The sequence below is a fragment of the Bradyrhizobium hipponense genome (genome assembly GCF_008123965.1).
Classification (GTDB): domain Bacteria; phylum Pseudomonadota; class Alphaproteobacteria; order Rhizobiales; family Xanthobacteraceae; genus Bradyrhizobium; species Bradyrhizobium hipponense.
Window position 1 is genome coordinate 106,603 of record NZ_VSTH01000015.1, and the last position, 13,061, is coordinate 119,663.

11 protein-coding genes are annotated in these 13,061 nt (G+C 63.6%); 5 read left to right on the top strand and 6 right to left on the bottom strand.

Annotated elements, in window-relative coordinates; genetic code table 11:
• Positions 1-10 precede the first annotated feature (10 nt).
• The 4 genes from FXV83_RS04965 to FXV83_RS04985 all read left to right on the top strand — a co-directional run bounded on the left by FXV83_RS04965 (position 11) and on the right by FXV83_RS04985 (position 4,638).
• Complete coding sequence (locus FXV83_RS04965; protein WP_148738087.1) at positions 11-949, top strand: ring-cleaving dioxygenase; 939 nt, start codon at positions 11-13, stop codon at positions 947-949.
• Positions 946-1,629, top strand: a complete 684-nt coding sequence (locus tag FXV83_RS04970; protein ID WP_148738088.1) for an alpha/beta hydrolase — start codon at positions 946-948, stop codon at positions 1,627-1,629. Before FXV83_RS04965 ends, FXV83_RS04970 begins: the two co-directional genes overlap by 4 nt.
• A gap of 566 nt (positions 1,630-2,195) precedes the next feature.
• Positions 2,196-4,286, top strand: coding sequence for an AAA family ATPase (locus FXV83_RS04980; RefSeq protein WP_148738090.1), 2,091 nt, complete (start codon positions 2,196-2,198; stop codon positions 4,284-4,286).
• A 40-nt stretch (positions 4,287-4,326) separates the two neighbouring features.
• Positions 4,327-4,638 carry a hypothetical protein gene (locus FXV83_RS04985; protein ID WP_148738091.1) on the top strand — a complete coding sequence of 104 codons (312 nt, stop codon included), beginning with the start codon at positions 4,327-4,329 and terminating at the stop codon, positions 4,636-4,638.
• A 211-nt stretch (positions 4,639-4,849) separates the two neighbouring features.
• Here the strand turns inward: FXV83_RS04985 and FXV83_RS04990 are convergent, their stop codons facing one another.
• From FXV83_RS04990 to FXV83_RS05015, 6 genes are all read right to left on the bottom strand, one after another.
• Entirely contained in the window at positions 4,850-6,346 is a 1,497-nt protein-coding gene (locus tag FXV83_RS04990) for an ABC transporter substrate-binding protein (RefSeq protein WP_148738092.1), read from the bottom strand.
• A 54-nt stretch (positions 6,347-6,400) separates the two neighbouring features.
• The gene (locus FXV83_RS04995; RefSeq protein WP_148738093.1) at positions 6,401-7,405 is read right to left on the bottom strand and encodes an ABC transporter ATP-binding protein; all 1,005 of its coding nucleotides are present in this window, start codon (positions 7,403-7,405) and stop codon (positions 6,401-6,403) included.
• Complete coding sequence (locus FXV83_RS05000) at positions 7,402-8,415, bottom strand: ABC transporter ATP-binding protein (RefSeq protein ID WP_187435667.1); 1,014 nt, start codon at positions 8,413-8,415, stop codon at positions 7,402-7,404. The genes FXV83_RS04995 and FXV83_RS05000 overlap by 4 nt, the downstream gene beginning before the upstream one ends.
• A gap of 2 nt (positions 8,416-8,417) precedes the next feature.
• Positions 8,418-9,311, bottom strand: coding sequence for an ABC transporter permease (locus FXV83_RS05005; protein WP_148738095.1), 894 nt, complete (start codon positions 9,309-9,311; stop codon positions 8,418-8,420).
• On the bottom strand, positions 9,308-10,258 hold the full coding sequence (locus FXV83_RS05010) for an ABC transporter permease (RefSeq protein ID WP_148738096.1): 951 nt from the start codon (positions 10,256-10,258) through the stop codon (positions 9,308-9,310). Before FXV83_RS05010 ends, FXV83_RS05005 begins: the two co-directional genes overlap by 4 nt.
• Before the next feature lie 347 nt (positions 10,259-10,605).
• Complete coding sequence (locus tag FXV83_RS05015) at positions 10,606-12,027, bottom strand: amidase (RefSeq protein WP_187435668.1); 1,422 nt, start codon at positions 12,025-12,027, stop codon at positions 10,606-10,608.
• A gap of 146 nt (positions 12,028-12,173) precedes the next feature.
• On the opposite strand from FXV83_RS05015, the gene FXV83_RS05020 reads away from it, so the two are divergent.
• Positions 12,174-13,061, top strand: a complete 888-nt coding sequence (locus tag FXV83_RS05020) for a LysR family transcriptional regulator (RefSeq protein ID WP_148738098.1) — start codon at positions 12,174-12,176, stop codon at positions 13,059-13,061.

Below are 13,061 nucleotides of genomic sequence, written 5' to 3' on the forward strand. Positions count from 1 at the left end.
AGAACGACAAATGTCTGGACTGCACCACGTCACCGCGATTGCCGGCGATCCGATCGGGAATTTCGGCTTCTACACCCGAGACCTCGGCCTGCGCTTCGTCAAGAAGACGGTCAATTTCGACGACCCCGGCACCTACCACTTTTATTATGGCGATGAGACCGGCCGGCCCGGCACCATCCTGACCTTCTTCCCGTGGGCCGGCGCGCCTGCGGGGCGCCGCGGCGTCGGCGAGACTCATCAGACCGCCTTCCGGGTACCGCAGCGCTCGCTCGGCTACTGGACGCAGCGCTTCACCGAGAAGGGCATCCGTTACGAAGCGCTGGAGAAGCGGTTCGGGGAGTCCGTGCTGCCGTTTAGCGATCCCGACGGCATGGCGCTTGCGCTGGTCGGCGTCCCCGGTGCCGAGAACGAGCCCGGCTGGAGCAATGGCGAGGTGCCGGCCGAGCATGCGATCCGCGGGTTCCATGGCGTGACGCTGCTGCTGGACAGCGCGGCAAAGACGGCTGCCGTCCTCACCGACGTGTTCGGCTTCGAGCAAACCGCGCGCGAAGGTTCGGTGATCCGCTTCAAGGCGCCCGGTGACGCCGAGGGCAGCGTCGTCGACATCTACGAGGCCAAGGGCTTTTTGCGTGGCCATCAGGGCGGCGGCTCCGTGCACCATATTGCGTTCCGCGCGGCTGACGATGCCGAGCAGGGCAGGATGGCCCAGAGGCTCGTCTCCAATCACGGCCTGCATCCGACCGAGCAGCGCGACCGCAACTACTTCCGCTCCATCTACTTCCGCGAGCCCGGCGGCGTGCTGTTCGAGATCGCGACCGACATCCCCGGCTTCGCCGTCGACGAACCCGTTGCGACCCTGGGCCGCGACCTGAAGCTGCCGGGCTTCCTCGAACAACATCGCAAGCAGATCGAGGACGTCCTGCCGAGCCTGGAAGAGAGCGTGTCATGACCGAGAGTGCATTCATCCACCGCTTCGAGCCCGCGACCAGCGCGGGCTCGCCCCCGCTCCTGCTGCTGCACGGCACCGGCGGCGACGAGAACGACCTCGTTGGGCTCGGCAAGATGATCTCGCCCGGCTCGGCCCTGCTCTCGCCGCGCGGCCGCGTGCTCGAGCACGGCATGCCGCGCTTCTTCCGCCGTCTCACCGAGGGCGTGTTCGACGAGGAGGATGTGCGTCGCCGCGCGCTCGAACTCGGCGACTTCGTTGCAGACGCCCGGCAACAATACGGCATCACGGCGCCGGTCGCGGTCGGCTTCTCCAACGGCGCCAATATCGCGGCCGCGCTGCTATTGCTGAAGCCGGACGCGTTGGCAGGCGCCATCCTGCTGCGCGCGATGGTGCCCCTGTCCGATCCGCCCAAGGCCGCACTCGACGGTAAGCCGATTTTGCTTCTGTCCGGACAGGCCGACCCGATCGTGTCGGCCAGCAATTCGGCACGGCTGGCGGCCCTGCTGTCGGAGGCGGGAGCGCGGGTCGACCACAAGGTGCTTCCGGCCGGCCATCAATTGTCGCAGGCCGACGTGACGCTGTCCCGCGACTGGATCGGTGACGTCGAGGCCAAGGCGGCGGCGGCGGATCCGAGGTCAAGCAAAAAACTCGAAAACAACCCCATACACAGTAGCCGGTGACTGATAAATCAACGGCTTACGCAGGCAGGCGGCGAGGCGCTTTGACTCGTCGGGCAAAACACCGGTATAATGCCATTATTCCGAAATAGCGGTTATTCCTTCTCCCCTTGTGGGAGAAGGTGGCGCGAAGCGCCGGATGAGGGGTCTCTCTCCGCGGAGACAGACCCCTCACCCGAGTGAGTCTGTATCTACCGGCGTCGCTGCCCTCTCCCACAGGGGGAGAGGCCGCAGCAACTGGCATCCCCGCCCGTTGACTCGTCGGGCAACACAGGGGCATAATGCTACTATTCCGAAATCACCGAGCGCGCTTCTTCTCGCCTTTGGGTAATCAGTGGCGGAAATAACCTAGCAATATCAATTCATCACCGCACAGGTATCTCGCCAGCATAAAAAAACGAAACTCCGCTGACACTGGCAGGAGATGGCCGATCTCCGGCATTTCAAGCCACGCGGCGGCGAGATCCCACTGACACGTTGCCTTCCCTCCGGTTGTGGGCTTCCGACGCCAAACGCATTGCGTTTACTTCTCTTCGGGGACAATCTCTCGCGAGGGCTGGGAGGAATCGATGCGGCTGCGCAGATTTAAGGTGACGAATTTTCGATCCGTCGTTGATAGTGGTTGGATCGACGCAGAGCGAGTTACAGCGCTTATCGGCGTTAACGAATCGGGCAAGACGAATCTACTGCTCCCGCTTTGGAAGCTGAACCCCGCTCGCGAGGGCGAGATTACGCCTACCTCGGATTATCCAAAGGGTAATTACGCAGCCGTACGTGCGTCGCCGGGTTCATTCCCATTCATACACGCGGAGTTCGCGCTGACTGATGTAGTCAAGACAAAGCTCGTCGAACTTACCGGGCTGACCGAGGAAACGGCGGGACCTGTCTGTGTGCGCCGGTTCTTCGATGGGCGACACACAGTCGAATTCCCGAACTTCAAAAAGGCGGATGCGCTATGCAGCGCGGACTTAATCGCGATCCTTACTGCCGCTGAGACCGACGTCAGCGCGATGAACCAGCTCAACAAGGAAGGGAGCTTGAAAGCCGACATACAAAGCGCCTTGGCAACAGCAAAACAGGGCGACGGGCCCGTCTCTGCTTATGATGCCGAAGCACTGGATGCTGTTATTGCACCTTTTTCAGCTTTACTTCCTGAAACGCCAGCATCGACCAGTTCGATTGTGCCTCGTTTGAATTTGCTGATCCAAGATCTGCACGCAGCCAAGTCGAAATTGATAGCACCCGCGCCGAATGAAATCGAAGAGGTGAAGGAGCTCGTTATCGGAGGCCTACCGAGATTCGTATACTATTCAAACTACGGCAACCTCGACTCCGAGATCTATTTACCGCATGTCGTTCAAAATCTCGCGCGCGAAGATCTTGGCGCGAAGGAAGCCGCGAAAGCTCGCACTCTTCGCGTCTTATTCAATTTTGTCCAGCTACAACCAAAGGAAATCCTCGAACTCGGGCGCGACTTCAAGGACCCCAACCGACATCCGGGCGATGAAGAAATCGCGAAAATAGCGACCAAAAAACGCGAACGCACTATTCTGTTAAACTCGGCCGGGACCGATTTAACGAAGAAGTTTCGCGACTGGTGGAAGCAAGGCAATTATACGTTCGAATTTCAAGCTGACGGCGATCACTTTCGGATTTGGGTCAGCGACTCAAAGCGGCCGGAGAAGATCGAGCTTGAAGACCGTAGCAGCGGACTACAATGGTTTCTGAGTTTCTATCTTATTTTTCTGGTAGAGAGCAGTGGTGTTCATGCCGACGCGATTTTGCTCCTAGATGAGCCCGGACTTTCGCTTCATCCGCTAGCTCAACGCGATCTGTCAGCCTTCTTCGAAAGTCTCGCATCGACCAATCAAATTATTTACACGACGCATTCGCCGTTTCTGGTTGATGCAGACATGCTCGACCGCGTGCGGAAGGTCTTTGTCTCGGAAGATGGCTCAACAAAATCTTCCCCCGATCTGCGCCAGGGTAGCGACGATCCTCGGCGAGCGGGGGCTACATATGCAATTTACTCCGCGCTCAACATGAGCCTCGCTGAAAGCATCCTCTACGGATGCCATCCGGTCATCGTGGAAGGTCCATCGGACCAGCACTACCTAGCTCTCATCAAAACCGTCCTGATCGCAAACAAGAAGATAACTCCGAAGAGAGAGATGGTCTTCCCGCCCTCGCATGGCGCTAACAACGCCAAGGTAATTGCGAGTATCCTTGGCGGGAAGGACCAGGTTCTGCCAAATATACTCCTTGATGCGGACGACACCGGTAAGAAGATGTCGCGCGATCTGCAGAATGGCTTATATCAAAGCGCAAAGACCAAGGTAAGAACTGTAGAAAAGTATGTCGGCTTTGCCAATTCCGAGATCGAAGACCTTTTCCCGCAAAGCTTCATGGTCGCAGCTATTGATCGGTGGGGGCGCAAAGCGGATATGCTATTCGCCGACGTAGTGAAGTCAGGAGAGCCTATCGTTCCGCAGATCGAGGTATGGGCGAAGGCACAAGGCGTCCCACTCGACGATGGATGGAAGGTGGACGTGGCGCGCGAAGCCAAAAGGCGAGCCTTAGAGTCGGCCAAACCTCTTTTCGATGATGCGACCTTGAGTAATTGGGCGAAACTCTTCGAGGATCTGTTGAGCGAGAGCTGACAATTCCATCACGCAGCCTCAGAGCCAAGGATGTAGCCAGATGACAGGATCGAAAGAGACGCGAAAGAAGTACCTAGGCCGGCGCGCAGAGATGACGGCGGCGATGGTAGTCAAACGCGCTCCACTCAATAAGAAAAAGAACCTAAAGCCCGCGGGTCACGCGAAACATCCCGAGGCAGATCCAGAGTTGGTCGATGGTTGGGATGACGTCATTGATACCACGCGTCTGGCCACCGAGGCAGAAGCCGAGACCGTCAAAAAGATCAACGAGGGCTGGGTCCTGAATGACTGGGGCCGACTGCAGGGCCGCCCCACGCCCGGGGGCCTGCCATCGCTCGGCAAACGTAGATAACGCAATTGAACTTTCATCTTTGATTGCCCGTCCGACAGAAAGCTATCGAGCGCGACGTCTATCCGCAAATTCAACTCGCAAGCTTCGCGTGCGGAGACAGACCCCTCACCCGAGTGAGTCTGTATCTACCGGCGTCGCTGCCCTCTCCCACAGGGGGAGAGGGCACAATAATAGGCCGCGCGCTCCGAACGATGCGGGTGCCGCGCGCCCCCTACTCCCAATGCCACGCCGAGAAATCGTTCTCGAACTGCGGGACTTCCTTCCAGACGCCCTTCAGCTTCTTGTTGGTGATGGTGATCAGCTGCGGCTGGTAGAGGTAGGCGGAGACGGCGTCGGTTGCCAGCATGCGCTGGGCGTCGCCGAGAAGCTTTACACGGGCCGCTTCATCCGGCGTCGACACGATCTGCTTGTAGAGCGCGTTGAAGGCCTCGTTGTTGTAGCCGAGGTAGTAGTCCGGCTCGGTGATCTTGACGAGATCGAACGGCTCGACATGGCTGACGATGGTGAGGTCGAAATTGTGCGGACCATTGCCGGCGAACACCTGCGACAGCCACTGCGCCCATTCGACGTTCTCGACCTTGGCGATGATGCCGACCTTGGCGAGCTGGGCCGCGAGGATCTCGCCGCCCTGCCGCGCATAGGACGGCGGCGGCAGCTTCAGCGACAGCTCGAGCGGCGTGGTGACGCCGGCCTCGGCGAGGAGCTTCTTGGCCTTCTCGGGATCGTAGGGGTTGATGCCGGTGGTATCGACATAGCCGAGCGCGGTCGGCACGTAGAAGCTGCCGATCGGCGTGCCGAAACCATCGACCGCGCCGTCGATCATCGCCTTGCGATCGATCGCGGCGAGGATCGCCCGGCGCACGCGGACATCGTCGAGCGGCTTCTTGCGATGGTTGATGGCTACGATGGTCTTGGCCCTGGAGCCGCCGACCATAACGTTGAAGCGCGGATCGGCCTTGAACTGCGCGATGGTGCGCTGGGCCGCAACGCGCGGAAACGCGTCGACATCACCCGAGAGCAGCGCCGCCGTCTGCGCCGACGGATCGGAGATAAAGCGGATCGTCACCTTGGAGAGCTCGATCGCGGCGGCGTTGCGATAGTCGGCCCATTTGTTCAGGGTCATCGAAGAGCCCTTGGCCCAGGCGCCGAGCTGATAGGGCCCGGTCCCAACCGGCTGCGTGATATTCGTCGGCGCGCTCTTCGGCTCGACGATCGAGGCACTCGCCTGCCCCATCAAGAACGGAAAGTTCGGCTCGGAATTTTTCAGCGTGATCACGACCGTATCGGCATCGGGCGCGGCAACGGACTCGAAGCTCTGGAACAGGCTCTTGTCCTTGTTGGTGCTAGTGGCGACAGCGTTGCGCTCGAACGAGAACTTCACCGCCGCGGAATCGAACGACTCGCCATTGTGGAATTTGACGCCCTTGCGCAGCTTGAACGTATAGGTCTTCAGGTCGGGCGAAGCGGTCCAGCTCTCCGCCAGCAGGGGCGAAGTGGTGCCGTCCTCGTTGATCTTGGTCAGCGTCTCATAGATGTTGTAGAGCGTGACCTCGGCGATCGCCGCGGCGGCCGCGTTGGTGGGATCGAGCCCCGGAGGCTCCAGCGCCATCGCCATGACGACGCTGTCCTTCTTGCCCTGCGCCAGCACCGGCAGAGGTGCCGCTGCGAGCACGGCGGCGAATGCGACGATGGATAGTTTCCTGAACATGCGTAACTCCCCGGCCTTCCGTCTTCCCAATCTACGCCAATTCCGTCCCGGACACTAACCTTCCATGGCGACATGCGGCAATGCCATCACGGCCTCCGCCTTGTGGCAGGCGGCCAGATGCGCCTCGCCCAGCTTGCGTAGCTCAGGCAGGACTTCGCGGCAATGCTGGTCGGCAAGCGGGCAGCGCGCGGCATAGGGACATCCGGTCGCGGCCGCCGATTGCGAGGCGATCGCTTGCGCCCCACGCCGGCGCCGGCCGCTGCCGGCGCGGACGCGCGGCACGGCGGCCAGCAACGCCCGCGTATAGGGATGGGCGCAGCGCTCGAACAGGTCTTCGGGGCGTCCCTGCTCGACGATCCGGCCAAGATACATTACCGCGACCTCGTCGCAGAGATAGTCGACGACGGCGAGGTCGTGGCTGATCAGCACGTAACTCAGGCCGAACTGCTCCTGAAGGTCCTGCATCAGGTTGAGCACCTGCGCCTGCACCGAGACGTCGAGGGCGGAGACCGGTTCGTCGGCGACGATCAGCTTCGGCTGGGTGATGAGCGCGCGCGCGATCGCGATGCGCTGGCGCTGGCCGCCGGAGAACTCGTGCGGATATTTGTCCATGTCGGCATCGCGCAAGCCCACCTGCCGCAGCACGGTGGAGACGCGCCCACGAAACGTGGTGCGATCGGCCTCTTCCAGCACGGTCAGCGGCTCTGCAACGATGCGCGCAATGGTCTGGCGCGGGTCGAGCGAGCCATAGGGATCCTGGAACACCATCTGGAAGTCGCGGCGGGCGCGGCGCAGCTCGTCTGTGGAGATATGGTTGAGGTCGCGCCCGAGCAGCGCGACCTGCCCCGATGTCGGCCGCTCCAGCGCCATCACCAGCCGCGCGAAGGTCGACTTGCCCGAGCCGGATTCGCCGACGACACCGAGGCTCTTGCCGGAGGCGACCTGCACGCTGACGCCATTGAGCGCGCGCACCTGCCCCGGGGGGCGAAACAGGCTTTCGCGTGGCAGCGTGTAGCGCTGCTCGAGATCCTTCACATCGAGAAGAGGCGCGGCGGTCATGCGATCAGCGCTCCGACCCTTTCAGCCATCGAGACATCCGTCCTGATGCAGCGCACGCCATGGCCCGGTCCGACCTCCACCATTGGCGGAAGCGCGGCGCGACATTGGTCGATCACGAGCGGACATCGATCCGAAAAAGTGCAGCCGGACGGCAGGTCGGCGAGCTCCGGCACCGTGCCCGATATCGTCTTCAGCCGCGTCCCCTTGCGCGCGCCGAGCTTCGGGCGGGCGCGGAACAGGCCCTGCGTGTAGGGATGCCCCATGCGGCGGAACACCTCGTCGGTCGGCCCGCTCTCGACCACGGTGCCGCCATACATCACCATCATGCGGTGCACGTTCTCGGCGATGACGCCGAGGTCATGCGAGATCAGGATCATCGACATGCCGCGCTCCTCGACGAGGTCGGCGATGAGGTCGAGGATCTGGCCCTGAATGGTGACGTCGAGCGCGGTGGTCGGCTCGTCCGCAATCAAGAGGTCGGGGCCGCAGGCGAGCGCCATCGCGATGGTGACGCGCTGGCGCTGGCCGCCCGAAAACTGATGCGGATAGGCATCGATGCGCCTTGCCGGATCCGGCAGTCCGACGCGGTCGAGCAAGGCGATCGCTTCCTTGCGCGCTTGGGCGGCGGAATATTTCTTGTGACGCCGCAGCGGCTCGGCGACCTGGTTGCCGATTGTGTGCATCGGGTTGAGCGCGGTCATCGGCTCCTGGAAGATCATGCCGATGCGGTTGCCGCGCAAGCCGCAATAATCCGCATCCGCAAGCCCGACCAGCTCGCTGCCGTCGAGCCGGATGCTGCCGCTCACGACCGCGCTGTCGGGCAACAGCCCCATCAGGGACAGCGCCGTGACCGACTTGCCGCAGCCGGATTCCCCGACCAGCCCCAGCGTCTCGCCGCGCTTCAAGGAGAAGCTGACGCCGCGCACGGCCTGCGCAGGGCCGCGGCTGGTGTTGAGGCGGACACCGAGATTGTCGACCGCGATCAGCGGCATGGTTGCGGGATCAGCCATCCTCACCGCTCCCGCGCCAGTCTTGGATCGAGCAGATCGCGCAAGCCATCGCCGAGGAGATTGAGGCCGAGCACGGCAATCGCGATGGCCGCGCCCGGATAGACCGCCAGCATCGGCGACTGGAACAGCAGCGTCTGCGCGTCGTTCAGCATGCGGCCCCAGGACGGTTGCGGCGGCTGCGTGCCGAGGCCGAGATAGGACAAGGCGGCTTCGGCGAGAATGGCGAGCGCGAACTGGATGGTGACCTGCACGATCAGGATCGACAGGATGTTGGGCAGCACGTGCTCGATGGTGATGCGAAAGGCGCCCTTGCCTGCGGCACGCGCGGCCAGCACGAACTCGCGCGCCCAGATCGCGTTGGCCGAGCCGCGCGTCAGCCGGGTCAGCGTCGGGATCTGAAAAATGCCGATCGCGACGATCGAGGTCACCATGCCCGGGCCCACGACCGCGGCGAGCATGATGGCGGAGAGCACGGCCGGAAAGGCGAAGGTGAAATCGGAGAAGCGCATGATGATCTCTTCGGTCCAGCCGCGCCGGGCAGCCGCGACCAAGCCGAGGCAGACGCCGAAGGTGAGACCTATGCTCACGGCGATGATGCCGACCATGATGGTGGAGCGGGCGCCCGCCAGCAGCAGCGAGACGATGTCGCGGCCGAAGGAATCGGTGCCGAGCCAGTGCGCCGCCGACGGCGGCCTGAGCTTTGAAGCAATGTCGATCTCGTAGGGCGACCACGGCGTCCACACCAGCGACAGCAGCGCCGAGGCGAGCACCACAAGGCTGAGCGCGCCGCCCAGCACAAAACTGCGATGGCGCAGCGCGCGACGCCAGAACGTCCGGGCCGGCAGAGGACGCGTTGCGGCCGGCAAGTCAATGAGCGTGGTCAGCGGCTCACTCACAAATCGTGCACCTTGATGCGGGGGTCGACGAAGGCATAGAGCACGTCGACCACGAAATTGACGATGACGACCATGGTGGCGAGCAGCATCACGCAATTGCGCACCACGATGAGGTCGCGATTGGCGATCGACTGGAAGATCAGGCGGCCGAGGCCCGGCAGATAGAACACGTTCTCGATCACGATAGTGCCGGCGAGCAGATTGGCGAATTGCAGCCCCATCACCGTCATCACCGGGATCATGGCGTTGCGCAGCACATGGCGCCACAGCACCTCGCGCTTGCCGAGCCCCTTCGCGCGCGCGGTGCGAACGAAGTCTTCACGCAGCACTTCCAGCACCGCAGAGCGCGTGACGCGCGCGAGGATCGCGGCCTGCACCACCGCGAGCGAGATTGCCGGCAGCAGCAGCGACTTGATGCCGAGCCAGATGCCGTCCTCCCAGCCGGCAAAGCCGCCGGCGGACAGCCATTGCAGCCGCACCGAGAACAAGAGCACCAGGAGAATTGCAAACCAGAAGTTCGGCAGCGCGATGCCGACCTGCGTCAGCGACATCACGCCGACATCGCCGAGCTTGTTGTGGTTGGCCGCGGTGTAGATGCCGGCCGAAAGCGCCAGCGTCACCGTGATCAGCATGGACATGATCGCAAGCGGGACCGTCAGCACCAGTCGCTCCGCGATCAGGGCTGCGACGGGCGTGCCGTAGACATAGCTGTTGCCGAGGTCGCCGAGAACAAGACCCTTGATCCAGTGCAGATAGCGGACGGCCAGCGGCTGATCGAGGCCCAGCTTGACGGTGAGCGCGCGCACCGCATCCGGCGACGCATCGGCGCCCATCAGCATCTGCGCGGCGTTGCCGGGAAGCGCGTCCAGCACCAGGAAAATGATCAGGGAAGCGCCGACCAGCGTCGCCAGCAGGGTCACGAGACGTCGGAGGACAAATACGCTCATGCGCTCACGAGCTCCGACGTCGTCCTGGCGACGGCATGGGTCCTGGCCTTCGCCAGGACGACACCGAGGGGGTTGCGGGCGCTATGCCGCATTCGGACAAATACGCTCATGCGCGCTCGGTTTCAGGGCTCACCCGCGCCACGATCAACATGTCCGGGCGCGGGACGCAAGTGCTTAGGAAGCCAAGAGGGTGCTCGGCCTGCATGGTTCGAGACGCCCGCTTGGCGGGCTCCTCACCATGAGGGTTTAACATTTCGCCGCAAAACAAGACCTCATCCTGAGGAGCCCGCCCAAAGCGGGCCTCTCGAAGGATAGCCACAAGCAAAATGTCTTTCCCGAGCCCCATCTCAAGCAGGCCAGCGGGACAGGAGATCGTGCGAGGCTTCGAACAGGGCGCTCACGCGCAACAGTTCGGCATCGGCGCGGAAGCGGCCGACGAGCTGAAGCCCGATCGGCAGGCCGTCGCGGCCGAAGCCGCAGGGCAGGCTGACGGCGGGGTGCCCGGTCATGTTGAAGGGCATGGTCCAGGGGAACCAGTGCGGCCGGACGCTGTCGAAGTGCTTGCCATCGATCTCGATGGTGCCGAACAGGTCCTGCTCGATCGGCAGCGCGGTGCGGGTGAGGGTCGGCATCACCAACAGGTTGCCGCGCGCAAGCAGGGATTGCACCCGGCGGAACAGCGCGGTGCGCGCGAACATCGCCTCTTGATGATCGACGCCGCTGACTTCGGTCGCAAGCGCAAGCTGCTTGAGGAAGGCCTCACTCAGTTCCCCCCTGTGCTCTGCCGCGAGCTTTGCAAAGCGGGTGCGCCAGAGCGTGTGGTTGATGGCGCGCCAGATCGGCTCGACGTCAAAATTCTCGCCGGAGAATTCCTCGAGCTCGGCGCCCAGGCTCGCGAGCCGGTCGAGGCTCGCCTTGAAGGCCGTGACGACATCGGCGGACACGGGACGGCCGGGCGGCGAGAGGCAGAACAGGATTTTCTGACCGCGCAGATCGCCGCGCTGCGCCGCTGTGCCGATGAAGTCCGGCACGGGAATGCCGATCGACCAGGGATCGCAAGCGTCCTCCCCGGCCATGGCCTGCATCATCAGCGCGGTATCGGCGACGGTGCGGGTGGTGGGCGTGACATAGGTCTGGTTGCCGAAAGCATCCAGCGCCTGGCTGTGCGCGATGACGCCATTGCTCTGCTTGAGCCCGACCACGCCGTTGCAGGCCGCCGGAATCCGCGTCGAGCCGCCGCCGTCGGTCGCGATCGCCAGCGGCGCGATGCCGCTCGCCACCGCCACCGCCGCGCCGCCACTGGAGCCGCCGGAGGAACGCTCCGCGCTCCACGCATTGCGGGTGCGGCCGAACAGCGGCGAGTCGGTCAGGCATTTGCTGCCGAATTCCGGCGTGGTGGTCTTGCCGATCAGGATCGCGCCTTCCGCGCGCAGCCTTGCAACCGCGACCGCATCTTCGGCCGGCACATTATCCTTGTAGGGAACGGCGCCGAAGGTGGTCCTGACGCCCCTGGTGTTGACGATGTCCTTGACGGTGACGGGGATGCCGTGCAGCAGGCCGAGCGGCTCGCCGGTCATCACCTTGCGCTCGGCCTCGCGCGCCGCTGCCATCGCCTCGTCGCCGCAGAGCGTGATGAAGCAGTTCAGCTTGGGCTGCAGCGCCTCGGCGCGCGCGAGCACCGCGCGGGTGAGTTCGACGGGCGAAATCCGTTTTTCGGTGATGAGGCCGCGCAGTTCGGTTGCGGACAGCAGGCAGGGATCGCCGTTCATCGTCAAATCACGCTCCGAAGCCGGCCGCCGTTGGCCCAAGACATTGACCAAGACATTGACATGGCATTGACAGCGAGAATGACAGTTTTGTTAACTCGCCGTCCAATACGATTTTAATCGCCAACCCATACGTTTTCGGTATGCCAATGGATCTTCGCCGGCTCCGTTACTTCGTCGCCGTGGCCGAGGCGCGCAGCGTCGGCAAGGCCGCCGAGCGGCTGCGGATGGCGCAGCCGCCGCTCTCGGTCCAGATCCGCAAGCTGGAAGCCGAAATCGGCGCGCCATTGTTTCGCCGCGGCACGCGAGGCATGGACCTGACCGAGGCGGGCCAAGCGCTGCTGGCGCGCGCCAGCGAGGCGCTTGCACTCGCCGCCGACGGCGCCGAAGCTGCCCGTGCGGTGGCCTCCGGGCGGCGCGGGCGGCTGTCGGTCGGCTACATGTTCGTGCTGGCCAACGCAGTGCTGCCGCGGCTGATCCCCGAATTGCGCCGATCCGTTCCCGGCGTCGATCTCGACTTCGCCGAGCTCAGCGCATCGACGCGCGAGGCGCGGCTGCTCGACCGCAGCGTCACGGTTGCGCTGTGCATGCCCGCGATCCACCATCCCGAGATCCAGGTGGCGCGGATCGGGGCGCAGCCGTTGATGCTGGTGATGCCGATCCGCTCGCCGCTGGCCCGCCTGACCTCGGTGCCTATGGCCCGGCTACAGGGCCGCCCGCTGATCGCGTTGCCGCCGCCGGACCAAGATCCCGCCTCCTCCGCGGTCGCCGCCCTGCTGCGGCGGCACCAGGTGGTGATGCCGATCGCCAGCCGGGTGGAGACGGTGCATTCGGCGATGAGCCTGGTTCTCGCCGGTGAAGGTCTTGCGATCGTGCCGGCCTGCGCCAAGCTCGGCGCGCCGCGCGGTATCGTGTTCAGGCCGCTGCGCGATGCCGCCGATTCCATCGATGTTGCGGTGTGCTGGCGGCGGGATTCCCACAGCCCGCTGATCCGCACCTTCCTCAAATGCGCCGAGAAGGTCGTGGCACGGCTGTGA